This is a genomic window from Mucilaginibacter sp. RCC_168, assembly GCF_041355315.1.
In the GTDB taxonomy this organism is placed as follows: domain Bacteria; phylum Bacteroidota; class Bacteroidia; order Sphingobacteriales; family Sphingobacteriaceae; genus Mucilaginibacter.
Window position 1 is genome coordinate 37322 of sequence record NZ_JBFUPN010000017.1, and the last position, 26310, is coordinate 63631.

The window sequence follows — 26310 nt, forward strand, 5'->3', positions numbered from 1 at the left end:
GGTGTTTATTTAAATATTTTAGTTAGAAACTGATCAATGTCGTTTACCATAGGGTTAAACCAGGGCTGATATAAACAGAAAGTATGCGGCGTATCTTTAAAATTATCAATCCGCACATATACGCCTTTTTTATCCATCATCTCTTTAAATACATCACGACCGGCATGCATTCTGTCAACCGCGCTATTCAGGAACAAAAAAGGCAGCTTATTACGTTCGGCATAAGTAAGCGGACTGGCCGCTGTCCAGATCTCAATGTTTTCGGTCCGTTTGTAGCCTATCCACATGGTTGAGGCTGCAACCGTTTGTTGATTTTGAGTTTCCCATGCATCAGGCGCCACAAATGTGAGCGTACCATCAATATCGATCACGGCCTGTACAGAACTTGAATAACCTTTATTTGAGTCCAGCACATCGAATTTATCTGAACCTGAAGTCATTCCTACCAATGCGGCCAATTGCCCGCCAGCCGAAAAGCCCAAAACGGCGATCTTATTTGTATTGATATTAAATCTTTTAGCATTAGCATGCAGCCATTGGATTGCCGATTTGATGTCATTCACCGCTGCCGGGTAAAGCGCTTCGGTAGACAGGCGATATTCTACCGTAAAGCTCGCATAACCCAGGGCTGCCAAATGCTGTGCCAGCGGAACATGCTGCGCACGGTTACCCGAACGCCAGCCACCGCCGTGTACGATAATTACCGCGGGGGTAGGCTTTTTCTTAGCTGCTGATGGCGTAAAGGCATCAATATGCAGCTCGCGGCTGCCTACTTTGCCATAAACCAGGTTTCGGGCTTCAGTTACTGCCGCTGAAGGGCTATCTGGGACGATCTTAATAAAGGGATATTTCTTTACATTGTTTTTAAAGTCGCGGGTGATGTTAAAGGAGGTATCCGGGGTAGCGGTTAGCCATTGTTGAGATTGTGCCGAAACTTTTGTAAATGCAAGCAGGCCTAAAGCTAAGCCCAATAGAAGGGTTTTGTTTTTCATGATGCTACCTGGTTAGTCCCCGATCAGATCCTATTACGCGGCTGTTAATTTCAGGCGACAGCCTGCGCAGGTCTGCCAATACAATCTCGGCCATTTTGCGGGCACCCAGTTCATTGAAATGGGTATCGTCTTTTTTCCCGTCAGGGTAATTGGGGTTTTCGCCGGGCTGCAGGTGATTGTACAGCAATTTAGACTGTTCAGGGCCAAAGCGTTGCACCAGCCCCGTACTTTCCTGGTCAAGATCTATCAATTGTACACGTTTTTCTGTGGCTACATCGCGTACAATCCGGGCGTAACGCGCATGGGTATCTGTTACTGTGCCTGTACTGTCAAAGCTGCGGCGTGTTACCGGGGTGATCAGTACAGGTATTGCGTTCCTGCTCCGCGTTTGATCAATATAAAAGATCAAGTTGTTTTTAAACTCCGTTTCTGTAGTAGCCGATTTTTTGGTAGGCACCTCATCGTTATGGCCAAATTGTATCAGCACATAATCTTCTGCATTCAAATTATCGGCAATCTGTTTCCAAAGGCCGTCGGTGATGAAAGTACGGGTGCTGCGGCCATTTTGGGCCTTGTTAACTACAACCACAGTTGAGTCGAAAAAATTCTTGAAACTCGTGCCCCAACCGGTTTCGGGATATGCACTTACCTTTTTATCAGCCATTGTTGAATCGCCTGCTAAAAAAATGGTTAACTTCTTTTTAGGCGGGATAAAGCTTAATGCTATGCCGCCCAGCATCATAATTGCCAGGCTAAACCGATAGATTTTACTTTGACGCGGTTTTTTCATGGTGATGTTATAGTTATTTGGTTGACAGTTTTTCGGGGATGATGTTCATTTCAATCAGCCACATTTCGCATAGTTTGGTCCACAACTCAGTCGACCCGGGATTATTGCGCAGCGCTATGGCATGTGCGCCTTGCGGAAATGCGTGAAAACTTACCGGCACGTTGTTTTGCAATAGTGCCTGGTAAAACATCAGACTGTTCATTGGGTTTACTGCTTTATCATTAACCGCATCGGCAATAAAGCATGGGGGAGTGGTGCTGCTTACGTTAAGCTGGGCCGAAAAATGCCGCTTCAGATCTTCAGTAGGGTTAGGCCCCAGTAAATTTTTAACACTACCCGCATGTGCATACGACGTACTGAGGTCGATCACCGGCGAAACCAGAATAGCAAAATTAGGACTGAATGAAACACGGTCAAGGCTATCCTTAATTGCACTTACGTCGGTGGTTTGGGTAGCTGTGTTAGCAGCAAGATGCCCACCTGACGATGTCCCCATGATGCCTATCTTATCTGGGTCGATGCCCCATTTTGCTGCATTGGCTCTGATGTGGCGAATGGCTCGCTGTGCATCCATCAACGGGCCGATTTCACGTTGCTTCAAGTCAGGAGAGTTAGGGAGGCGGTAATTAAGCACAAATGCCGAAACCCCCATGGTGTTGAACCATTTAGCCAGTTGCAACCCACTGATCACGTAGGCAAGCCGCTCATAGCCGCCGCCCGGACAAATAACCACTGCGGCGCCCTTGTTTTCCTGTTTCCCGGGAAAGAACGCGTACATTCCCGGCAGCATTACCCTATAGATGCGTTCATTTGCTACGCTGTCAGTAAGCCGCAGGTTTTTAGAGTTTGGGATATGACCATGCGGCCATATCTCCATAAAATTTTGGGCCTGTGTATGGGTTGAAAAGATCACTAATGCCAGTACCGTCAATTTGAAAAACAAATGGTTCATCATTTATCCTGTCGGCTTATTTTGTTGTTGTTAATGCAGATTTATCCGCGCCATATTTAAATTCTGCCACCTGGCTGGCCGAACTGGTGTCTGTATGCAATAAATCAACCTGCCCCATATGCTTGCCATTAATGCTCAACAGCAGATCAGGCTTTACTGCTGATGCAAGAGAGTCGACCCTGATTTTGTTACTGTTTTCTATATGAACCAACGGTCGGGTGGTTTTGCACTGCAGCGTTACTTTGGTCAGGCTAACGTCGCTGGCATCAATAATTTCGGCCCCCTGATCGGCCTTGATCGAAATATTTTCCAGGTGGATGCCCCTGATGCTCATTTCAGGCAGGCCACGGATGAGCATGGCCCGGTTGGCACCATCGCAAACTACATTATTAATATAAAAATTACGGAATTGAGGAGTTCCGGCGTCAACAGGCGGCTTTTCTTCGTCACCGCCGGTTTGGGCCAATGAAGGCGCCTTAGTAAAATAATACATATCAAACAGGATCGCATCGTGCACAATATCGCGCATGGAAATATTACGGATATAAATATTTTCAACCACGCCGCCACGTCCTCTTACAGTTTTAAAACGCAAGCCGTTGTCGGTGCCAAAAAAACTGCAGTCTGAAACAAAAATATCATGTGCGCCCCCAGACATTTCACTGCCGATCACGAAACCACCGTGCGCGCTGTATACCACATTGTTTTGGATCAAAATGTTTTGACAGGGTTTGCCAACTTTTCGGCCTTCTTCATCTTTTCCCGATTTAATACAGATCCCGTCATCTCCGGCGTCAATAGTGCAATTAACCACCCGCACATTTGAACAGGATTCAATATCCATACCGTCCCCGTTCTGCGCATTTGACGCATTGCGGACATGCACGCCATCAAATGTCAGGTCTTCACATTGCAGCGTATGAAGGCACCATGCTGCGGAGTTTTGAAAGGTTGTACCCTGCAGCAGCACCTTTTTACAATTACTGAATACGATGAGGTTAGGGCGGAAAAAGTCTTTTATCTCCTGGTAATCGTCCAGTTTTTTACCGGTTTGTATATAGCCTGCATTACGGGTGCGGGCACCTTTAGCATAGCTGGCCGATGGGTACCAGGTACGGCCGTCATCGCTAAGCTCACCGCCCGAAGCAATGAGTATTTTCCAATCGCGGTCGATAATATTGTCTTTACCCATCGCGCGCCAAACCTCGCCGTGCCCGTCAATAATACCCTCGCCAGTAATGGCGATGTTTTGCAGGTCCTTACCTGAGATCGGAGACTGATTGCGGATGGACTTGTGCCCTTCAAAGTTTCCTTCAATGAGCGCGAAACTGCTTTTATCAGATGTAAACTGTAGTACTGCCGCCCGGCTGATATGAAGATTAACATTATTTTTCATTACAACAGGGCCGGTTAACCAAAATCCGGAAGGGATGAGTACAACGCCGCCACCATGCTCGCTGCACGCGTTGATAGCAGCGTTGATGCGTTGCGTATTTAGTGTGAACCCGCCCGCTTTGGCACCAAATTTTTCAATGTTGAAGGTGTCGGTTTTAAAGGATGGCAATTCGGCGGTGGGCAGATGTTGCCAGGAATAAACGGATGTTTTTTTTTGCCCGTTTGCTTCTACGCATAAGCAAAATAGCAAAATTGCTAATAAGTTCAGTTTTTTAAGATGCATGTTATATTAGGTATAAGTTCATCCGCAAATAGCCGGTCCATAAAATATCGGATAGAAAAAATCCTTTTCAGAGAAACAGGTCTATAGTTGGTTGAAACAAACATATTAACAGAACTCTATACAGAGGTTTAAAAATTGGTCTAAAATGTTCAATAATTGAACCCTCTTTGCAGCAAATCCAGTTTATTTTGTATTTGTTTGATCTATCCTGGATGGTTCACACTAAATGGCCAGCACAATCGGCTTTTCTAAAGCTGGATGAGTTGCTTGGAGCCGATATTAAAAACAGTGTCTTTTAGCGCATTTATTATTTAACCTGGTAGATTCAGCGACGCCTGCCTGTTCAACAATAAAGGCCATCGGGTTACATTCGTATACCAATCTTAGTTTTCCGTTTGGATACTGTTGGGGTAGTTGGATAGGTTCATCATTTTCTTCAGATGCTACAACACAGCACTCGCTGCCGATGCGCAAGGCCGAAATGAATTGCTCATTAGTATATGCCGTTCACCATGGGAGTTCCCGAGTCGGTTTCGCCGATGATATCAAATAAGTCAAGCCTTGCTGATTTCGCGATTTACAATTTTAGCGGCAATGCCTATTTCACGTAAAAACCGTGACAGCTCGCCTTTGACAAAAGGAAAACCTGCCGGTTTCTCTATAATAAATTGTCCTACTGTTTTTACTACTTTCATGGGCGTGTGTATTTATTGAGTTAACAGAAAATATTAAAAGTACCGTATCTGACCGGGTGAGTTATAATTATGCTATGGTGATTTGATTGATTTCGAATAAGAGCGACAGTAGCTATTCAGACAGCTAAAAATTTACCCTATTATCTCAAAATCACCTTTTTGCTAAGTTACCGGGCCTTTGTTATCGAACTGTCATGAGCCGTCTCCCTGCATTTCAGAGATCATTTATCACCATTGCTATCCATAAAAGCCAATTACAGGCATATCATATCATAATGACTTACGGGCAGATATACCTTTTGATAATATCGTACAATAATTGGATAACGGTTGGATAAAAATGGGGGGTGGCATTATCCATCTTTGTTTTATATCAAAACCAATTAAAAAGGCCCGCCATTATAATATAATAAGTATATGCCGCAAACTGAACATCCTTATCGCGACATCACTATCCGGTTTCCGGGCCAGATAATTGTTGGCAAAAAATCGCTTTTAAAATTAACTGATGAGATTATTAACAGCGGGTATAAATCGGCTTTGATCATTACCATCAGCCCGTTGTCAGGAAAACTTGAACCTGTTTTAGTTCAGCTTAAAGAAGCCAGGATTGCTGTTCACGTTGATACCTCAATAGTGAAAGAGCCTTCATTTAAAGACTTTGAAGATCTGCTTGCATCAGTAAAGCACACCGCGGCTGATGTAATCATAGGTATTGGCGGCGGCAGCGTCCTTGACATAGCCAAGCTCATAGCAGCGCAAATTAACAACGACCAAACGCTGGCAGGGATAACAGGCAATGGTCTGCTTAAAACCCGTACTAAAAAACTGATCTGCGTACCTACGACAGCAGGTACCGGCAGCGAAGCATCGCCAAATGCGATATTGATAGATAATGTAGATGATCAGAAAAAAGGCATTATCAGCCCTTACCTGGTTCCGGATGTTGTGATCATTGATCCGGATTTGATGGTCAGTCTCCCGGCAGAGGTTACCGCCGCGACAGGTCTTGATGCGCTAACGCATTGCCTTGAGGCTTATACAAATTTGTATGCACATCCTTTTATTGACATGTATGCGATTGAAGGGATCCGGCTTATAGCCGGCAATTTGGTTAAAGCAGTAAATGATGGTACCGATGAAGATGCCCGCACACAATTGGCTATCGGCAGCTTGATGGGCGGCTTTTGTTTAGGTCCTGTTAATACGGCCGGTGTCCATGCCCTCTCTTATCCGCTGGGCAGTATGTACCATATTGCCCATGGCTTATCAAATGCTTTATTGCTTCCTTTTGTAATGGAGTATAACATTCCGGCAACCACGGAACGATATGCCGCTGTTGCCCGTGCATTGGGTTGCAATAGCGGTGTCAATGATTTTGAAACAGCTAAGGCCGGAGTAGAAAAGATCCGTCAGTTGATTAAAGACTGCGGCATCCCTGCAAGCTTAAAAGAAATAGACATAGATAAAAACACCATACCGCAAATGGCGGCCGACGCCATGAAAATTACGCGCTTGCTTAAAAACAACCCGCGACCGATAAACATAGATGACGCTGTTAACATTTACGAGGCTGCTTATTAAAACATACTAATGAAACTAAAAAAGAAATATAATGGCTTGGTAGTGCCATCAATTACACCACTTACTGACAATTATAAACTTGACCATGAAGCGGTTGAAAAGATATTCGATAATATTTTCAATTACGGCGGTGTACCTTTCATACTGGGTACCACCGGTGAATCTGCCTCATTGCCAAACGATGTTAAGCTCGATTTTATTAAACTGGCAACATCAGTAAGGCAGCCGGGGCGGTTGATTTATGCAGGTATTTCATCAAATTGCCTGGCCGATTCCATTGAACTGGCCAAGCGTTGTGCTGGTGAAGGGATTGATGTTGCGGTAGCGCACCTGCCTGCCTATTTCACACTAACTGAATATGAAATTAAAACATACTTTGAAACCCTAGCCAATGAAGTACCTATCCCCTTGATAGTTTACAACATCCCCGCCACCACCAATGTATCTATCAACTTAAACCTGCTCGATGAATTAAGCTATCATGATAATATCGTAGGCACCAAGGATTCGGAACGGAACTATGACCGCTTAAGAGATTCGCTCAAACTATGGATCGGCCGCGCCGATTTCAGTCATTTTTTGGGCTGGGGCGCACAATCTGCCCATGCATTATTTACCGGCAGCGATGGCCTGGTGCCAAGTACCGGAAACCTGTTCCCCGATATCTATTATAAAATGATTGTCGCGGCCGATAATGATGATGAGCCTGCTGCCCTGCAATTACAAAGGCATTCTAACTTAGTGGGTGATATCTACCAGGGCAAACGCCTGCTGGGCGAATCGCTGGCAGCACTGAAGTCCTTAATGCAAAGCGCCGGATTGTGTCGTCCGTACATGATGCCACCGCTATTGAAAGTTAGTGATGCCGAAGCTGCCGACCTGCAAAAGAAACTACAGAGCATGCTTAATATTGAAAATCTTAGCTTACCAATATACCAATGACAGCCGAGAAACCAATCATAGCGATAACCATGGGCGATCCGGCCAGTATTGGTCCCGAGATAGCGATTAAGGCCTTACTTACCGAAAGGCTGTTTGAGATTTGCCGCCCGGTAATTATTGGCGACACTGGCGTATTTTTTGACATCGTAAAAAGATTGAACTTAGATGCACATATCAACTCCATAAAAGATATCCGCAAAGCAAACTTTGAATTTGGAAAGCCTGATGTATTCGATCTCCATAATGTAGATCTGGAACAACTCAAGTTTGGGGAAATCTCGGCGATGGCTGGCAACGCCTCATTTGAAGCAGTAAAAAAAGCAATTGAACTGGCGCTTGACGGCGAAGTTGACGCTACTGTAACCGGGCCTATCAACAAAAAATCGATTAATGAGGCCGGGCACCATTTCGCAGGGCACACTGAGATATATGCCCATTACACCGGCACAAAAAAATATGCGATGCTTCTGGTAGAACATAATATGAAGGTGATCCATGTATCAACCCACGTGTCGTTAAGGCAGGCTTGCGATTTGGTAAAAAAAAACCGGATTGTTGAAGTTGTTGAACTTTTACAGGATGGCCTCATCTCTCTTGGAGAAAAAAACCTAAAGATCGGCATAGCCGGGCTTAACCCGCATGCCGGCGATTCGGGCTTGTTTGGTACCGAAGATGATTTGGAGATTCTGCCAGCTGTACAAGAGGCGCTAAAATTAGGTTATGATGTAGAAGGCCCGGTGCCTGCCGATACCTTGTTTTCCAAAGCATCAACCGGGTATTATGGTGGCGTAGTGGCCATGTACCACGACCAGGGACATATCCCCTTTAAACTCACCGGCTTTAAATGGAACGCCGAAAAACAGCAGATGGATAGTGTAAAAGGCGTTAACATTACTATGGGCTTGCCTATCATCCGTACTTCGGTTGATCACGGTACGGCTTTTGAAATTGCAGGTAAAGGCGTTGCCAGCAGTGATGCTATGATCCTGGCTATTGAGTCTGCCGTACAGTTGAGCAAAAACAGGATAAAAGTATAAGGATATGATCGCTGTAATTGCAGATGATTTAACAGGTGCGGCAGAGCTTGCCGGAATTGGCCTCAACCACGGGTTAAGAACTGAGGTTAGTACCATTGTTGATGAACGCTGCGATGCCGATCTGTTGATTATAGCTACTGACACCCGATCACTTCCTTTAGATAAGGCTAAGGCGATCATGCATGACCTTACGGTTCAACTGCTACAACTAAAGCCCCGGTTTATTTTCAAAAAAATAGACTCAGTTTTACGGGGGCACATTGTTGAGGAACTACAAAGCCAGCTGATAGCATCAGGATTAAAAAGGGCACTCATTGTGCCTGGCAATCCTTATCACTCAAAAAAACTCATTGGCGATACATTTTATTACAACGGTGTGCCTATCCATCTCAGTGATTTTGCCAACGATCCAACTTTCCCTGCCTTAAGCTCAAATATCATTGAATTATTGAGGGCTGATGAAAAGATTCGCCTTGTAAAAAAAGAAGAAAAACTGCCCCCAATGGGAATCCTTATGGGTGCAGCTAATGATGAGCAAGACCTTGGATATTGGATAAATAAAACAGATAGCGACACCCTGCTGGCAGGTTCGGCAAACTTGTTTACCTACCTACTTCAACACTTGCGTTCAGCTCAAAAGATTGAAACGCCTGATCCTGAAACCACCGGCAGGCGATTGTTTGTATTTGGCAGTACCTTTTACCAGGGCAAGCTAAACTTAAACAATGGCAAGCATAATAATATCCCGGTACATTACGTACCTGCGGCAACCATCTGTGCCGAAACCAGCGGCGATAATGTGCATGCCCTTTTTGCCAGCCACGTAGCTTCCAGTATCATCGCTGGTAATAATGCCATCATTGCTATAAACCCCGATTTTATTAAGAACATTAAAGTCGACCCGGTATTGCTGAGCCACAAAATGGCAGCTATTGTAAGACAGGTTATCGAGCACACCTCGCTTCATGAATTACTGATTGAGGGTGGCGCAACTGCCTGGGCTATACTTGAACGTTTAGACATCGAAAAATTATATCCCTCAAAACTAATAGCTCCCGGAGTTATTCATATGCGCGTAGCCGGCAATAACCAATTATGTTTAACTTTAAAACCAGGCAGCTACCCCTGGCCGGCTCCCGTTTGGGGAACCAATAACTATACCTGCATATGAAACATGAAACCCTGCACCTGGCAGACTATATCATCATAGCCCTGGCACTGGCCATTTCATTAACCATCGGTCTCAGATTTTCAAAAGGACAAAACTCCACTAAAAAATATTTCGTATCGCGCGGTTCAATCCCTGCATGGGCAATAGGTATGTCATTAATGGCTACGCTTATCAGCAGTGTAACCTTTCTGGCCTATCCCGGCGAAGGTTTTACATCCAACTGGATCTTGCTGGTGCAGGGCTTAATGGTACCCATAGTTTTGCTCCTGATGGTTTGGTTTATAGTGCCCCTTTATCGCGAGGTGATAGGCGTAAGTACTTATGAATACTTTGAAAAACGCTTTGGCTTATTTGCCCGGTTTTATAGTTCTGTAAGTTTCGTATTAACCCATTTTTCAAAAATGGGTACGGTATTTTTCCTGCTGGCGCTGGCGCTCGCTAACATGACCAACACCAATACATTTGTGATCATCTGGATAATTGGTGTTGTGATCATTGTAATTACGCTCATAGGGGGTATTGAGGCGGTGATCTGGGCTGATGTGGTACAGGGCTTTTTGCTGATAGCCGGCGGGATAGCATCATTCATTATCCTCATTTGCTCTATCAAAGGTGGCTTCCCCGAACTATGGCACATTGCCAGCGTGAACCATAAAAACAACTTCGGTCCTTATTCCTGGGATTTCAAAAAGCTCACCTTCATCGTAATGGCTATCAACGGTGTATTTTACGCCATTCAAAAATACGGCACCGATCAAACCATGGTTCAGCGTTATCTTACTGCCAAAACAGATAAAGCGGCCATCAGGGCATCCATATTAGGTATAACGCTTACCGTACCGCTTTGGGCACTATTTATGTTTATCGGTACGGCTTTGTTTGCCTTCTACCAGCAAAACCCTTTACCGGCAGGTATTAAGGCTGATGCTGTTTTCCCTTATTTTATCATGAGCAAACTACCTACAGGTGTTGTGGGATTAATATTGGCCGCATTGATCTCAGCGGCTATCTCCAGCCTGGGAGCCGATCTTAATTGCCTGTCGGCTATCGGTGTGGAGGATTATTATAAAAAATTCAAACCCAATAAATCAGATAAAGAATATTTGAAAGCCGGAAGATGGATAGTAATACTGGCAGGTTTAGGGGCAATGGGCATAGCTACCCTATACCTGCTTGCCGGTGATGAGGGCGCTTTAGGTATTGTGTTTACCCTGTACGCTATATTTTCGGGCGGCATAGCGGGCATTTTTTTACTGGGCTTATTCAACAACCGGGCTAACCGGCAGGGATTAAATATCGGGATCATAGCCTGTATCCTGTTTACGGCTTATGCCTTTTTAACCTCTACCAAAATAGGCTTGGATGCCGATAAACATATCCTGCTTGATCTGGGTAAATACAATTTTAATCAGCATAAGTACATGTTGGGCGTGTACAGCCATTTGGTGGTGATTATAATCGGATCCCTGGCCAGCCTGTTTTTCCCTAAACCCGACTTGAATAAAAACCTGCTTTTCAGCGGATGGCTTGAGACTAAGCGCGCGGGAAAGCTTACAAAATAATTTACTGCAATGAAAAAATTACTGGCATCAAGCCTGGGTTTATTCCTGTTTATATCCTCGCAGGCACAGGTAAAACTGGCATCCATTTTTACTGATAACATGGTGCTGCAACAGCAAAGCGAAGCCCCGATCTGGGGTTGGGACAAAGCCGCCTCAACCGTTATCATCAACGCCTCATGGAATAAGAAAAGCTATAAAGTCAAAGTAAATGCAAACGGCAAATGGCTAGCCAAAGTAAGCACCCCGGTTTACGGCGGCCCTTATACCGTAACCATCAGCGATGGTAATACCATCAAACTAAACAACGTAATGATTGGCGAAGTTTGGCTTTGCACCGGGCAATCAAACATGGAGATCCCTATGAAGGGTTATAAAAGCCAGCCGATAAACGGGTCCCTTGATGCGATACTAAAATCTGCTAATAACAACATCCATATTTATACTGTTCCCCGTTCATCAGTAACTGAAGTACAGGAAAATAGCAAACCTTCCGAATGGCATGTTGCTTCACCCGAATTTGTTGCCAACTTTAGTGCAACCGGTTATTATTTTGGCAGGTTGCTGAACGAAATGCTGCATGTGCCTATCGGCCTCATTAGCGATTGTTACGGTGGTTCGAGTGCAGAAGCATGGATGGATCCTGAGGGACTGAAAGACTTCCCGGAGATCAAGGTCCCGGCTAAAACAGATTCTATTAAAGCCGTATCACGCACACCTACTACTCTGTTCAATGGCATGCTGAACCCGGTGATTGACTACGGTATCAAAGGCTGTATCTGGTACCAGGGCGAATCAAATTATGACCGGCCCGGCCAATATGAAAAGCTTTTCCCGGCAATGGTGAAACGCTGGCGCGAGTTATGGCAACAAGGCGATTTTCCGTTTTATTATACGCAGATAGCACCTTATGATTATACCCAGCTACCACCATACAATGCTGGCGGCAAATACAATTCAGCTTACCTGCGCGACGCTCAGCGTAAATCGTTAAAAGTTATACCTAACAGTGGTATGGCCGTATTGCTTGATATTGGTGAGCAGGTGACTATTCACCCGCCAAGGAAAGAACCCGTAGGTACACGGTTGGCCTATCTCGCCTTAGCGCAAACTTATGGTATTAAAGGGTTCGATTATGCGAGCCCGCTGTATAAAGAAATGACGGTGGATGGCAACCGGGCTACCATCAGGTTTGAACATGCTGAGAACGGATTGACCTCCTTCAATAAACCAATCCAAAACTTTGAAATAGCGGGTAAGGACAAAATATTTTACCCGGCGCAAGCCATGATATCGGGCAGTGTAATTATTGTATCTTCAGCTTTGGTAAAAGAGCCTGTGGCTGTGCGTTACGCCTTCAGGGATTTTGTGGTGGGCGATCTGTTCGGCACTAACGGGCTCCCCGTTTCCTCATTCAGAACCGACGATTGGTAATATGAAAAAACTCTTGTTGCTGCTTTGCTTTCTGTACTGCAATATCGCGTTAGCCCAAAATAAAGGCATTGAACAATACAACGAAGTTTGGACAAGCCAGAGCCAAAACTCGGGCCAGTCCATGCCCTGCGGCGGCGGCGATATCGGGTTGAATGTATGGGTTGAAAAAGGCGAACTGCTCTTTTATATAGCCCGCAGCGGCACCTTTGATGAAAACAACGCCATGCTCAAACCCGGCCGCATAAGGATCAAACTATCGCCAAATCCTTTCGGTGGAAGTGATTTTAAACAGGAGCTAAAACTTCAAAATGGCTCTATTCTCATCCACGGAAAAAACGGCGATTTAAAAGCCGAAATAAAACTTTGGGTTGATGTTTACCGCCCGGTGATTCATGTTAATATCAGCAGCAATAAAGCCATTAAAACCGAAGCCACTTTTGAAAGCTGGCGCTACCGCGACAGGGAGGTTAAAGGCCTCGAAAAAAATGAAGGCTCCTGGAAATTTGCCCCTCGCAACGATATAAAAACGCTGAAGGATAATATTGCATTTAAAGGCGACGCCATCCAGTTCTACCATCACAACCTCGATTCTACCATATTTGACGTTACTGTAAAACAGCAGGGTATGGATGCGGTTAAAGATCAGATGTACAATCCGCTTAAGAACCTCACCTTCGGAGGGCTGATGCAAGGCAAAAATCTGAAACCTGCTGGTACTGTAAATGGGCAATATCTTAATACTGACTTTGAAGGCTGGAGGCTGGAGAGCATCAAACCCGCTGCCAAACAGGATCTTGAGATCTGCCTAAGCACTCAACAAACCACATCCATAAATGAATGGCAACAGGGATTACAGAAAGTAGTTAACGAAGCAGAATCCAACCACAAAACAGTATGGCAAAAAACAGCCGACTGGTGGAAGCAGTACTGGGGCCGGAGCTTTATCTATATCAATAACGATAAGCCTGCCAATGATACTTCAGCATGGCAAAACGGTAAAAATTACCAGTTATTCAGGTACATGCTGGGCTGTAATGCTTATGGACAAGCCCCCACTAAATTTAACGGTGGCCTTTTTACTTACGATCCCGTTTTTGTAAATCCGCAATATGCCTTTACACCCGATTTCCGTAATTGGGGCGGCGGTTTAATGACTGCCCAAAATCAACGGCTGGTATATTTTCCGATGTTGAAAAGCGGCGATATTGACATGATGAAACCGGAATTTGATTTCTATCTCCATTCCCTAAAAAACGCCGAGTTGCGCAGTCAGGTTTATTGGGGGCATAACGGGGCCTGCTTTACCGAACAAGTAGAGAATTTCGGTTTGCCGAATAGTGCCGAATATACCTGGAAACGCCCCGCCGATTTTGATAAGGGCATAGAATACAACGCCTGGCTTGAATATACCTGGGATACCGTTTTTGAGTTTTGCCTCATGATGCTGGAAACTGAGCGGTACAAAGGCGATGATATCCACCAATACATTCCTTTCATTGAAAGTTGCCTTACTTTCTTTGACGAGCATTACCAATACCTTTCCCACAAACGAAGCGCTAAAGCACTTAATGGGAATGGCCATTTGGTTTTATACCCCGGTTCATCCGCCGAAACTTTTAAGATGGCTTATAATTCCAACTCTACCATAGCAGCCCTGCAAACCATCACCAAACGAATGCTGGCCCTGCCAGATACCTATTTAACGGGCGACGAGCGCTTGAAATTGACCAGCTTACTGAAACGCATCCCCCCATTAACATTTGCAGAAATTGATGGTCGCAAAACCCTCACTCCTGCCAAATCATGGGAACGGGTTAGTAACGAAGAGAACACCCAGTTTTACCCGGTATTTCCATGGGGAATCTTCGGCTTAGGCAAACCGGGCTTAGATACCGCTTTGAACACATGGAAACTGGATACCCTCGTAGCCAAATTCAGGAGCGGCATAGGCTGGAAACAAGATAACATTTTTGCTGCCCGCTTAGGACTTACCAGTGAAGCTGCCAAACTGACCACCTTTAAACTCAAAAATTCAGGCAGGCGTTTCCCCGCATTCTGGGGACCGGGTTTCGACTGGGCACCCGACCATAATTGGGGTGGCTCGGGCATGATCGGTCTGCAGGAAATGCTGATGCAGGTGGATGATAAAAAGATCCTGCTTTTTCCTGCCTGGCCAAAGGATTGGGATGTGCATTTTTTACTTCACGCGCCTTACAACACCACTGTTGAAGCGAAGCTAAAGGATGGAAAAATAGTTGATATGAAAGTTTTTCCGGAAGAGAGAAGGAAAGATATTACAGTGATGCTAAGCCGATAAAACCCTCTTCTCAATTGTAACAAATCGGGTGTCCCAATTTTTTGATTCCGGAAAAAAACAATCGAAAAAGTCCCGGTATTCTTTTTTGTAAAAAGAGGGCCATTCCATTTTTTGAGCGTGAAAACGCGGAACACCTTAAAAACCTTTCGCCTTTAACCTTCCCTCTTAAAAATCCAGCGGCAACCAGGTTTCCATATCCACATGCCCACGGTTTCCCCATGCATAATATGGTATCAGCCTGATATCAGTAGCGTTTTGTTTTGGTGCGGATACTTCTTTATAAAGCCTGTTACTCCAATTGTTTTCATCCCGAACGTCGGCTTTTCCAACAAGGCTCATAATCTCGCTGTTATCTATCCTGATCATTTCCGGTTTGAGTACATTGCCAATTGACAGCGCTATATTGAAGATCTTTTGTCCCTCCGCCAGATCGGCCGATTCAAGGCAATACACCACCGGGCCACGTTTAACCGCTACCTGGTTGCGGGTTTCTTCAACCAGCGGATTAGCTTCCATCAGCGTTACCGGCATAGGCAGGTCAAGATCAATTGTCATTCCTTTTCGCCAAACGGCGTTCAACTGGGTATAAGCTCCCGGAGTGGCACCTAACTGTGGCACCGGCTGATCGGCCATTTTGATACTTGCACCTTTACACCAGCCCGGGATCCTCAAAAACACCGAGAAAGCTTTATTTCCCGGCACATCATCAAACCGGATGCGGACCTTTCCATCCCATGGATAGTTGGTAGTTTGGGTCATTTTTATTGGCGTTCCATCTTTCAGTTTAGCCGTTATGGTATTGCTGCCATACAAATTAAACCACAAACCTTTATCCGATACACTGTAAGCATAATCGCTCACCTCGGCAATGGTACGCACCACGTTTGGAGGACAGCAATTGGAGAGTTTGATATACCTAACCCTATCCTTCGACCAGCGCTGTTTAAACGGCAAACTATCTGAATAGGCCAGGGGATTAGTATATAAAAAATCGCGACCGCTTAAGCTGATGCCCGAAAGCACACTGTTATATAGTGCCAGTTCAATCACATCGGCATATTTTGCATCGCCTGTTATTTGCAGCATGCGCCAGTTCCATAAAACATTGCCAATATTGGCGCAGGTTTCATTATGAGCGGTAAAGCTGGGCAACTGGTAATCGCGCCCATAAGCCTGATGAATTTTTTGTACCTCGTTCGGATTATAGGAAGTCCCATCCGGCGAAACACCGTCATACAGCGATCCGCAGCCACCAGTGATATACATTTTACGGTTCACCACGTCGTTCCACATTAAATTTAAAGTATGCATCAGGGAGGTGTCGCCCGTTTCGGCAAACACATCGGCAGCACCGGCAAAAAGGTAATTGGCCCTCACTGCATGCCCCATGGCCTGAGTTTGCTGGCGGAAAGGCACCCTGTCCTGGTTATCATCAGTACCATCTTTCATCAGGCCGCGGATATCGATAAGATTTTTGGCCAGCTCCAGATATTTAGGATCGCGGGTGGTGCGGTACATCTCTACTACGCCCATATAATGCGAAGGGCAAATGGCATTCCGGGCCAACTCTGGCGAAGCGGTTTTATAAAATTTGTAAAGATAGTCGGTTGCCCTGATAGCTACTTTCAGCAAAGTTGGTTTACCCGTAACGCGATAATGCACGCAGGCGGCGGTCATCAGGTGACCAAGATTATACGTTTCAAAGTTGAGGCGGTCACTAAGGGCCTTTTCTTTAATGCTGTTCTTGCGCTCCTCAATAATGGTTGGCGTGTGGATATAGCCGTCGGCCCGTTGCGCTTTAGCAATAACGGCTATGGTTTTATCCATCAAGCGGTCAAGTGCCGGATCATGCGTGGCTGCGTACATGCTCGCTACTGCTTCAAACAGCTTATAAAAATCCCCATCATGAAAGGGCGGCCCCTCGTGTGAGCCTGTGTCCAATCCGGCGGCTATTTCAAAATTACGGTAAGCGTGGCTGATCTTTGGGTCGGTATAAACCCGCCACAGGTTGGGGATCATGGTATCACGGCAAACTTTAAACCTGTCGGCCCAGAAACCACCCGTCCACTGTACCGAGCCCATATCAAGGCTACTTAACTTGGCGTAATTGCTTTTGCTGGTGTTAACCAATGCTTTGTTTTGTGCCGAAATCCTGCCGCCGGCAATTACCAATAATGTGATGATAAGATATTTATACAATGTTTTCATTTTAGCTTTTCGAGAGGAGGAGGGAACCTCAGGGTCCTCTGCGAGAGACCCAGAGGGGACGGCGAGATACTTATATGATGTTTTCATACTATTAAGGGATATAAGTGAGCAACCTAACCGGGCTGAGTAATCCAGCCGGCAAAAGCGGGCGGCTTTCCAACCTGTAAGGTGCATTTGTCCATGTAATTCGTTTATTTTCCGGCAGCACATGATCGCCCATGAGGCGGTTGGCCCAGGTATTGGTTACTTTAATTATTAGCTTATTTTCTCCAAATTTAACCGCCTTGCTGATGTTTACACGATAAGGGAATGTCCATGCAGTGCCGCAGTTGATCCCGTTTACGTATACTTCAGCAAGGTTGGCAACATTGCCCAGATCAAGGTATAGTTTGCTGTCCGGTTTCCCGGTAAACTGAAAAGTGCGGTTGTAAACAGCCGTTCCGGAGTAGTACTTTATGCTGTCATTATTACTAAGCGACCAGTCATCCGGTTTATCAAACGTAATCGGCTTTTCAGGTCCTCCGGATTTAGGATCAAACTGTATCTGCCAGCTTGTAAAAGTTTGTACCGTTTTAAAATGTACCGCTTTATCCAACTCAAGTTTTGTATCCGGGTGGCTGTTTCTGAAAACAATAAAAGCGGAACCATTTGCAACAAGGTTAAGACTCAGGTTTGTACGAGCCGATTCACTGGTACTATGCAAACGTTTCATATCCCCGGTTAAAGGATCCCATAATTCAGGAACACGGCATGATACCCTCAGCGATAAATTGACAGTGCGGTTTAAAGCCTGCTGATTGGAGATGAAATAGATATCAAGATTATCAGCCCTGCGATGTGTCCATGCCAGATCTTTTGCGGATTGATTTACCGAATCCATAACGATCAGATCGCGAGAAATGCCGATTTCATCAAAAGTATCTTTCTGGTAAGGGCCGATCAGCAGTTTAGTTTCCGATGTCTGCTTGACGCCACTTAAAGTAGCTTTCATCCGTTCGTCGCCCAACAAAACCGTAGCCCCCTCGTTCACCAATTGTTGAAGTTTTTTAATAACCTCTGCCGATAACTGCCATGGTTGCGGTGACATTTGACTTATCCCCGGAACAACCAGTATGGCATAACTGGCCCCCCCAGGCAAAATGATCCGGCCATTTCTTACGGTAACTAAACGCAGCAATGCGTCTTTGTTGAAAGAATCATAAGCATAACCGCGCAGGGGGTCGATCCAATTCTCAGGTAAAGCCATATTGGCTGAGTGGTTCGCATCTTCAACCGAATTGATGACAGGCACATCTTTATTAGCCAAACGTTCAGCTTCCTGTTTGACCCGTTCAGCACCGAAGATCCCCGGCAGGGTACTCACCAACCTGTCGGGCAAAATAGCACGGCGTGGGGTTTCCTCGCCAGTAAAAACAGCGATATCGGTAACCGGGTGGCCTTGCTGTAACATGGCCTGGCAACGGCCGATATAATCAAACCAGGCTTTTCCTGGCTGCCACCAGGTTTGATCGCGCTGAAAAAACAGTCCGATCCCGTCAAGCGTCATCCCGGGCTTACGATCGAGCCAGGGGTTATGTACATTCACATGGAAAACATAACGGTTAATGCCAAGGGCAAAATTACGATCGGCAGCAGTTTTGAGCATACCGGGATGTTCATCCCACAAAAGCCTTAATTCCGTAAAAGCCTCGGCCTGGATAATATTTTTTCCGTAGATGTGGCCGCCGGATATCGCATCAAGCATGTCATTGGGTTTATCATGCGTATGGCTTCTGAACCAAAACTCTCCCATCGGGATATCGGCCTTTTGATAATGCAGCATGCCGTCGCTCATCATGGTTGGGGCAACGCTTTCAGCAGTAAATGTGCAGCCTTTTTCGTGTGCCAGCTTAGCCATTGTGCCATAGAAATTATCTACCAGTAACTCGGCTATAGTTTGCCGCACATCGGCCAATACCTTTTCGGATTTTTTGGCGCTCTCCATCGGCACACCGGCCATTAATGGAAGATATGGCAACAGATCATACCCTCGCCGTTTTTTAAATTCACCGGCAAAAATCGGCGACCAGTTTTGACTGCCACATTCCCAGCTATCTACATGAAAAATCTTCAAAACCCGTTTGGCCAGTTCAGCCCCCCCCTGTTTGATAGCCTCACCAAACCAGTTCTCAAACTGCGTTTTGGCAGCTTCAGGGTTAAACTTATCACATTCCAGACCGATGCCGCCACCGCCTGTAGCGTTGGTATGCCCGGTGGAAGTATGACCAATACGAATGATAGTCCAGTTGCCCGCAGGTGCAATCCAGTTGAGTTTACCATCCGCGCTTAATTTATTAGTAAGGTTAATAACCTTGCTTTTATCGACACAAAGATTAGCCGGTAACTGGATTTCTGTAGTACACTTGCTTAAGCGCCACACCTCACCGTTTTTACTTTCATATTGATGGATGCGCGGCTCGCTTAACAACTCAATCCCCGAAAGCTTTAATGTAGGCTTCCATTTGGCAAAATCAAGATCTTCCGCCCCTGGTTCTGATCCATTTTTATCATAAGTAAACCTGAAATATTTTGCAGTTGTTGGTTCAATAGCATTGGTAATTTCGGCATCCCCATCCTGCCAGCCATGGCGCGGTGGCTCAAGTCGGCCTAATGAGCGAAAATTTTTACCATCATCACTTACTTCAAGCAGTAGCCGCTCCGACTGGTAATTGTTCCCAGCCGTATGGATAATGAGAGAACGGCAGGTAAATGGCTTTTCAAATTCCAACTGTAGCCAGCAAGACTCATTACTGGTAAAGCTTTTGGTATTCCTTTTTTCAGCAAGATATTGTACATCGGTATTCGGCAGATTGGTAGTTACCTTTGAATGCTCATCATAACTACTCTGACCCTCGCCGGGAAGCGATGGATAAGCCAATATTTCGATATCCTTATAATAATTTTTATAGTGCAAAGGTACAGGCAAAGTATCATGATAAGCTTTGCCGCCCTCAACCTCAGTTTTTGACCATACTACTTTTTGCATGGAAAGTTCAGGAGTTATCCAGGGGCCGCCTGCCAGCGCGAAACCATCGCTATCGTGCATGGCTAATTTTACACCTATTCTGTCGGCTTCCTGCATGGTAAATTTCACCATAGCCCACCATTCGGGGCTTAACTGCTTAATTGACGGCGTAAGATATGGCGGATTAGCCGGCCCTTTGATAGGCATTAAATAAGCCCCGGCAATACCGGCTTGCTTCATGGCCAGCAGGTCGGCAGTGATACCTTCCCTACTTACAGCGCCTTGCATCCAGTACCAGAACACCCAAGGCTTTGCCGATTCGGGCGGGTGTAGAAAAGCTTGTTTCAAAGCATCTTTTTGGGGTAACGGTTTGTGCTGCTGGGCCATCCCCTGAACAACCAGGAAGCACAGGCAAATACCGGTTATAAAAACGTGCTTCCTCATTGCGTTTTGTTAAATTTCATTTGATACGCCGCTTTTCCGGCAGCATCGGGTTTGCCCTGATAAGTCTTCAGATAAAAGCTGTAACCATAGTTTTTTGCCGGGATGTGGTACTGCTCCAAGGGCTCGGCTACTTCCGACCAGCTATCATTACCACCTACGCCCATTTGTACCAGATCGATATTAAGGGTTATAAAACCTGCATCCTGGAGTTTATTGGTGTGTTTTGCCTTTTGGATGTTTTCTTCGGTATAAAGCCAGGCGCTCATGCTGAGCAGGCTATCGGCAGTTACCACCAAGCCGCCGGTTTTATGGTGCAGCAGCATCCAGCGTACATCGGTGCGGTTACCGTTTTCCTGCGGTACCACATAAGGCTCCATGAATTGACTGATTGGTTGTGAATAGGTCCCCGCTTCCGAACCCGTACGCCTGTCAATATAGTTTTCATAAGGTCCCCGAGCGTAATAGCTAATATTACTGTCAGCCTGTGCTATCCCCATCTGCATACCAACTTTGGGCAGGTTTGGTAAACCCGTTTTAACATCAAGAAAATAAGAAACTTTTAACAACCCATCACCGCGAATGGTGTAGTTTATCTTTACCGAAGCGCTATCATTCAGCATAGAATAAATGCTGGTTATGATCACCGAACCGTCGCCGGGTTTAGAGACTGAAATCTTTTTCAATACAGGCACAGCATTAAACCACGCCTTTAGTTTTTTCTCCATTTTCCATCCCCGGTGGTCATTATCGGTAACCGGGCGGGTAAAATGAGGCAACAGCGGCGCAAATACCTGTTGCTGCCCTTTGCTGATATAGGAATTTAAAGCCCCGTTAACTTTACTGATGCCTATCTCAAAATCTTTACCACTGACGTGGTACACTTTGTCATCTTCTGAGATTTTCACTGCCGAATATTTTTTAGCATCAGGATGAACCGCTGAAAATTCGGGCTTAGTCAGCTGAAACTGATCGCTTGCTATTTCATAACCTTTAGCTGCCCATGGCTTATTTTCAGCAAGGGTAAAATGGATATCGACCAGGTATTCATGATTATGCTTTAAATTGGGCAGGTATCGTTTTATGCTGATGATGGTATCATGCCCGGCCGCAAGGTTAATGCGGGGGATTGGTTTATTAAGAATAACGTTACCATCTTCCCTAACCTGCAGGTCCACATCATAATCGGCCAGTGAAGCCACACTATGCCAATTTTTGATGCGGATGGTTCCTTTATCAGCGTCAAGCAGTTCGCAAACTGCGGGCTGAAAAACATGCTTGCACTCATATATCGCGGGCTTCGGCCTGCCGTCGGATGCTACAATGCCTTTGATGGTGAAATTATCAAAATAACGTTCGCCATAGTCACCGCCGTAGGCGTAGTAAGCCTTACCCGTTGAATCATGTTTTAGCAATCCCTGGTCTTTAAACTCCCAGATAGCCCCGCCAATTATCCGCTTAGTTGATCGCCATTGGTCCCAAAACTCTTTTAAATTTCCGTTGGAGTTACCCATCGCGTGCGAGTACTCCACAAAAAATATCGGGCGGTTATCGCCATTTTGTTGATTGGCCAGCAAGGGGGCGGTGTAAATTCCGGGATACATCCGGCTCACGATATCCACATAAGGCTGATCAATGGGGTTTTGCAGCCGATGCGAATGATCATTAGTTTTGGGATAGCGCGGATCGGTTGGATCGATATAGCCTTCGGCCTGCGGTGTGCCCTGTGCAGGCTCATAATGAACCGGCCGGGTAATATCAAAATCATGGATCCAACCGGCCATAGCCGCATGGTTTGGCCCGCGACCGGCCTCATTCCCTAAACTCCAGATGATCACGCTTGGATGATTTTTATCGCGCATCACCATCCGGGTTGCCCTATCGAGGTAAGCGCCGGTCCACATCGGGTCGTTACTTAGTTTTGAGCCAAGGCCATGTGTTTCGAGATTGGCTTCGTCTATGACCAGTATACCGTACTCATCGCACAGATCGTACAGGTACGGATCCATGGGGTAATGACTGGTGCGGATGCAATTAAAATTGAAGCGTTTGATGGTACGCACATCATTCAAAATGTCCTCACGGGATAGCGCTTTGCCTTTTACCGGGTCATGATCCGGCCGGTTTACGCCGTACAGGTAAGTCACTTTACCGTTGATGAGCAGCTTGCTATCCTCTTTGCTAAACTCAATACTCCTGATCCCAACCTTGCAGCTTTTAACCTCCAATGTTTGACCGGCACTGTCAACTAAAGATAAGGTAAGTGTGTACAGGTTCGGCTTTTCATCGCTCCATTTTTCCGGGTTTTTCATGGTGGTTTCCAGCAGACCGAACTTTACATTATCCAGCCGCGGATAGATCTCGTTGATGATGCTTTCCACACTCCGCTCCAGGGGTTGTTGAAGTACTTCTTTATTGTTCCTATCAAAAAGCCGGGCCTCAATTTTATAGCCGGGTACAGCTTTACCGGTCAGGTTTTCGATCCGTGGTCGAATACTGAAAACGGCGTCTTTATATTGTTTATCCAGTTTGGCCTGCCATTGAAAATCTGCAATCCGCAATTTGGGCTCGGCCAGCAACATCACCTCCCGGTGGATGCCGCTCATGCGCCATTGATCCTGGTCTTCCAGGAAATAACCATCACTCCAGCGGATCACCTGCACAGATACCACGTTTTCGCCTGCTTGCAGGTATGGGGTAATGTTAAACTCCGAAGGTAAAAAACTATCCTCCCCATAACCCAAAAACTTGCTATTCAACCAAACCTTAAAGCCTGAACTTACCCCGCCAAAATGCAGGGTGATGTTCATATCCTTCCAACCGGCAGGCAGGGTGAACGTACGCTGATAGCTGCCAACGCCATTATAATCTTGCGGTATATGCGGCGGGTTAACCGGGCGGAAAGGATAAACCGCGCTTTTATAAATAGGTTTATCGTAACCCTGCATCTCAATACTTGAGGGTACGACGATCTTTTTCCAGCCGCTTACCCTACTTTTATAAAAATCTTTTGGGGCATCGGCAGGTTTAGCTGCATAACTAAAATCCCAGTAGCCGTTTAAGGATAGCATCCTGCCTGATTTTTCCCTATCGCCCGCCAGCGCATCTTTAATGTTGCTGTATGAATACCCGGTAGCCCGTGCAGCATCCCGGTTGATACCATCAACCAAGGGGTTTTCCCATGGTTCGGCATCATAAACCGCAGGCACATTTGGGATAGGCGCGGGTGTTTTATCAACCAGCTGCGCGTAAAGCCCGGTTGACGAAAATGCCGTTAGAAACAGGATAAATAATCGCTTCTTCATCATTTCTTCGCGCTATAGCTTACAGTATACTGTTTTTGCTTTTGGATGGTAAGTTCATAGATGCCGTTTCCTTTTGCAGTTAATTCCCCCTCCTCACAAACCGGTTTCGATGTACTCGCAAACCGAAGCAGACCGGTTCCTGTGCCGCTGTTTACCTTGATTTGTTTGATGCTGCATGATACTTTAATATCGCCATTGGCGGTAGGCACACTGCCTTCCATCCATTGTAAACCACCCAAGTTAGGCTCGATAACATATTGCTGATAGCCCGGCGCCGTTGGTTTTACACCGAGATAATATTTTCCTAACAGGTATATCGGGCTTGCTCCCCAGGCATGGCACAGGCTTTTGCCAAACGGACGCCCGTACATGGCGTAATGCTCGGCACCGGTTTTAGTGGGGTTATACTCTTCCCAAAAAGAAGTTGCGCCGAGGTTCAGCATCCCTCCCCAGTAATCCTTCATTTCTTTCAGCACATAGCTTTGTTCGCCCATGGCGCAAAGGGCCTCGAGCTCGTAAAAGCGCATGTAGGGGGTGGTGATCTTCTGGATCTTATCGTTCAGTAATACATATTTTTTTACCTCCTGCTGCTGAGTGTCCGTCAGGTAATTGAAAAATATGGAGAACATATTAGTGTACCGGGTTACATTATCGCTTTGTTTACCATCAATTATGCTGTGCACAAAAGCATGTTTTTCTTTGTTCCAATACAGGTCAAAGATCTTTGATTTCAATCCGGTTGAGAGTTTTTGATATTGATCGTTGCCTGTTTTATCGTCCATGATATTGGCACATAAGGCCATGGTTTCGAGACTGCGGCAAAGCAGCAATTGTTCAAAGCTTACTTCTCCCTTTTTGCTCAGTTTATCGGCCCAGTCAATAAATACCCAGTCGCCGGGCAGGCCTTCCATCAGTCCGTTTTTGTCGCGGCGCTGCAGGCAGTAGCTCATCAGGCTTTGCATGCGCGGGTACATTTGTTTGATAAAACTTTTATCGCCGGTATACTGGTAATAATCATAAATACCCATGAACCAGTAAAAGGTATAATCCATAATGGTATTGATATGACTGGTTACCGGGTCTTTACCGCGTAGGGCATACAGCGTGCGCGTTACCGTTGGTGAGTCAAAGTACAGGTAATAATTCATGAGGTAGCTTTGATAAGCATCGCCCGACCAGATCCACCTGTCCCTCTTGATCCCATCGATAAAAAACTCCCTTGTATTCAGGTGCAGGGTATAAGCCGAAACATCCCAGATCTTATTGATCTGCTCATCCGAACATTTAAAACTCCCCCGCTGCTCAACCGGCGAATACTCATAAAACATGGAAACGCCATCGCCACTTACGTTGTCATCAAACAACACATTGATGTAACGGAAAGCGCGCGAGCCCTCCATAGTATAATCAGCTTTTTGAGGCTGATCTATGTGAATGCTATCCAGCAATTCGCAGGTTGCTGTAGCTAAAGCTTCTTCTTTGGACTCGCCGTAGCAGAGTTTAACGTTCCCTTTTCCTTTCAAGCCGATGAGTTTCGCATAACCGAAAGTTTCCTTACCAAAATCTACCAAAATGGAATGCTCTTTTCGCTCAGTCTTTTCCGGTTTGTGCTCCTCCGTAGGCAAACGGAATGCTGAAGGTAATTTATCTGCCGAATCAAAGTTCCAGTTGCCGGCGTTCACGTATTTGGTGGCCGATACATCAGAGGTTTTGCCCGATTCATCAATCCACTCCTTATCTTCATAGGTTACCAGCCAGGAGGTATCTGACATTAGCTGCTGCCCCTTAACAAATATGGCGGGTGCAGCAGCCTGGTTATAAACTTTGAGACTAAGCCTGTGCCTGCCAGCCGGCATATGAATGTTTTTTGGATAACCTGAAAAAGCCTTTCCATCAAGCTTTACATTGTATTGCCCTTCAACGGCAAACTCAACAGTTTCAGCATTTGCAAGCGTAAAATCCTTATGAAAATCAACCAGTACATAATGACTGTCCAGCTTCCAGAACGGCGGAAAGAAGGCCCCGCGCTCGGTGCGGCGGTTCTGCATCCGGTTACTCAGCCATACTTCATAATCGCCGGGATACCAGATCCAGGTTGCCTTTTGCGCTTTAGCTGTATCGGCAAAAAACATCAGGCTCAGCAGTATGACCAATACATATAGTTTGTTAAATTTTATATGGATAGATGTTTTGTACATAGT

17 protein-coding genes are annotated in these 26310 nt (G+C 45.7%); 7 read left to right on the forward strand and 10 right to left on the reverse strand.

Going from position 1 to position 26310, the window contains the following annotated elements; translation table 11 throughout:
* Positions 1–5: 5 nt before the first annotated feature.
* The 6 genes from AB6735_RS16940 to AB6735_RS16965 form a co-directional block, all read right to left on the reverse strand.
* Positions 6–992: an alpha/beta hydrolase fold domain-containing protein gene (locus tag AB6735_RS16940; RefSeq protein WP_370997016.1), complete on the reverse strand. Its 987-nt coding sequence runs from the start codon at positions 990–992 to the stop codon at positions 6–8.
* 4 nt (positions 993–996) lie between these two features.
* Positions 997–1782, reverse strand: coding sequence for a rhamnogalacturonan acetylesterase (locus AB6735_RS16945; protein WP_218128195.1), 786 nt, complete (start codon positions 1780–1782; stop codon positions 997–999).
* A 13-nt stretch (positions 1783–1795) separates the two neighbouring features.
* On the reverse strand, positions 1796–2737 hold the full coding sequence (locus AB6735_RS16950) for an alpha/beta hydrolase (protein ID WP_370997017.1): 942 nt from the start codon (positions 2735–2737) through the stop codon (positions 1796–1798).
* 13 nt (positions 2738–2750) lie between these two features.
* The gene (locus AB6735_RS16955; RefSeq protein WP_090463512.1) at positions 2751–4412 is read right to left on the reverse strand and encodes a glycoside hydrolase family 28 protein; all 1662 of its coding nucleotides are present in this window, start codon (positions 4410–4412) and stop codon (positions 2751–2753) included.
* A gap of 279 nt (positions 4413–4691) precedes the next feature.
* Complete coding sequence (locus AB6735_RS16960; protein ID WP_370997018.1) at positions 4692–4886, reverse strand: hypothetical protein; 195 nt, start codon at positions 4884–4886, stop codon at positions 4692–4694.
* A gap of 80 nt (positions 4887–4966) precedes the next feature.
* A complete protein-coding gene (locus AB6735_RS16965) occupies positions 4967–5107 on the reverse strand; it encodes a hypothetical protein (RefSeq protein WP_176851916.1) in 141 nt (46 codons plus the stop codon).
* A gap of 417 nt (positions 5108–5524) precedes the next feature.
* Between AB6735_RS16965 and AB6735_RS16970 the strand changes: the two genes are divergently transcribed.
* Genes AB6735_RS16970 through AB6735_RS17000 form a run of 7 tightly spaced genes read left to right on the forward strand, consistent with a single transcriptional unit; the run spans position 5525 to position 15151 of the window.
* Entirely contained in the window at positions 5525–6691 is a 1167-nt protein-coding gene (locus tag AB6735_RS16970; protein WP_370997019.1) for an iron-containing alcohol dehydrogenase, read from the forward strand.
* A 9-nt stretch (positions 6692–6700) separates the two neighbouring features.
* Positions 6701–7633, forward strand: coding sequence for a dihydrodipicolinate synthase family protein (locus tag AB6735_RS16975; RefSeq protein WP_090463505.1), 933 nt, complete (start codon positions 6701–6703; stop codon positions 7631–7633).
* Positions 7630–8670, forward strand: a complete 1041-nt coding sequence (pdxA, locus tag AB6735_RS16980) for a 4-hydroxythreonine-4-phosphate dehydrogenase PdxA (protein ID WP_090463502.1) — start codon at positions 7630–7632, stop codon at positions 8668–8670. Before AB6735_RS16975 ends, pdxA begins: the two co-directional genes overlap by 4 nt.
* A gap of 4 nt (positions 8671–8674) precedes the next feature.
* A complete protein-coding gene (locus AB6735_RS16985; protein WP_090463499.1) occupies positions 8675–9841 on the forward strand; it encodes a four-carbon acid sugar kinase family protein in 1167 nt (388 codons plus the stop codon).
* On the forward strand, positions 9838–11403 hold the full coding sequence (locus AB6735_RS16990; RefSeq protein WP_090463496.1) for a sodium:solute symporter: 1566 nt from the start codon (positions 9838–9840) through the stop codon (positions 11401–11403). The genes AB6735_RS16985 and AB6735_RS16990 overlap by 4 nt, the downstream gene beginning before the upstream one ends.
* Positions 11404–11412: 9 nt before the next feature.
* Positions 11413–12834, forward strand: coding sequence for a sialate O-acetylesterase (locus tag AB6735_RS16995; protein WP_090463493.1), 1422 nt, complete (start codon positions 11413–11415; stop codon positions 12832–12834).
* Position 12835: 1 nt separating this feature from the next.
* On the forward strand, positions 12836–15151 hold the full coding sequence (locus tag AB6735_RS17000) for a DUF5703 domain-containing protein (protein WP_090463490.1): 2316 nt from the start codon (positions 12836–12838) through the stop codon (positions 15149–15151).
* Between the two features lie 165 nt (positions 15152–15316).
* Here AB6735_RS17000 and AB6735_RS17005 read toward each other — a convergent pair whose 3' ends face one another.
* From AB6735_RS17005 to AB6735_RS17020, 4 genes are all read right to left on the reverse strand, one after another.
* Positions 15317–17359, reverse strand: coding sequence for a glycoside hydrolase family 127 protein (locus tag AB6735_RS17005; protein ID WP_090463487.1), 2043 nt, complete (start codon positions 17357–17359; stop codon positions 15317–15319).
* A 91-nt stretch (positions 17360–17450) separates the two neighbouring features.
* A complete protein-coding gene (locus AB6735_RS17010; protein WP_090463484.1) occupies positions 17451–20807 on the reverse strand; it encodes a glycosyl hydrolase in 3357 nt (1118 codons plus the stop codon).
* Positions 20804–24112 (reverse strand): glycoside hydrolase family 2 TIM barrel-domain containing protein, encoded by a 3309-nt coding sequence (locus AB6735_RS17015; protein ID WP_218128194.1) that lies wholly within the window; start codon positions 24110–24112, stop codon positions 20804–20806. The genes AB6735_RS17010 and AB6735_RS17015 overlap by 4 nt, the downstream gene beginning before the upstream one ends.
* The gene (locus tag AB6735_RS17020) at positions 24109–26307 is read right to left on the reverse strand and encodes an alpha-L-rhamnosidase C-terminal domain-containing protein (RefSeq protein WP_090463480.1); all 2199 of its coding nucleotides are present in this window, start codon (positions 26305–26307) and stop codon (positions 24109–24111) included. Before AB6735_RS17020 ends, AB6735_RS17015 begins: the two co-directional genes overlap by 4 nt.
* Between the last annotated feature and the right edge of the window lie 3 nt (positions 26308–26310).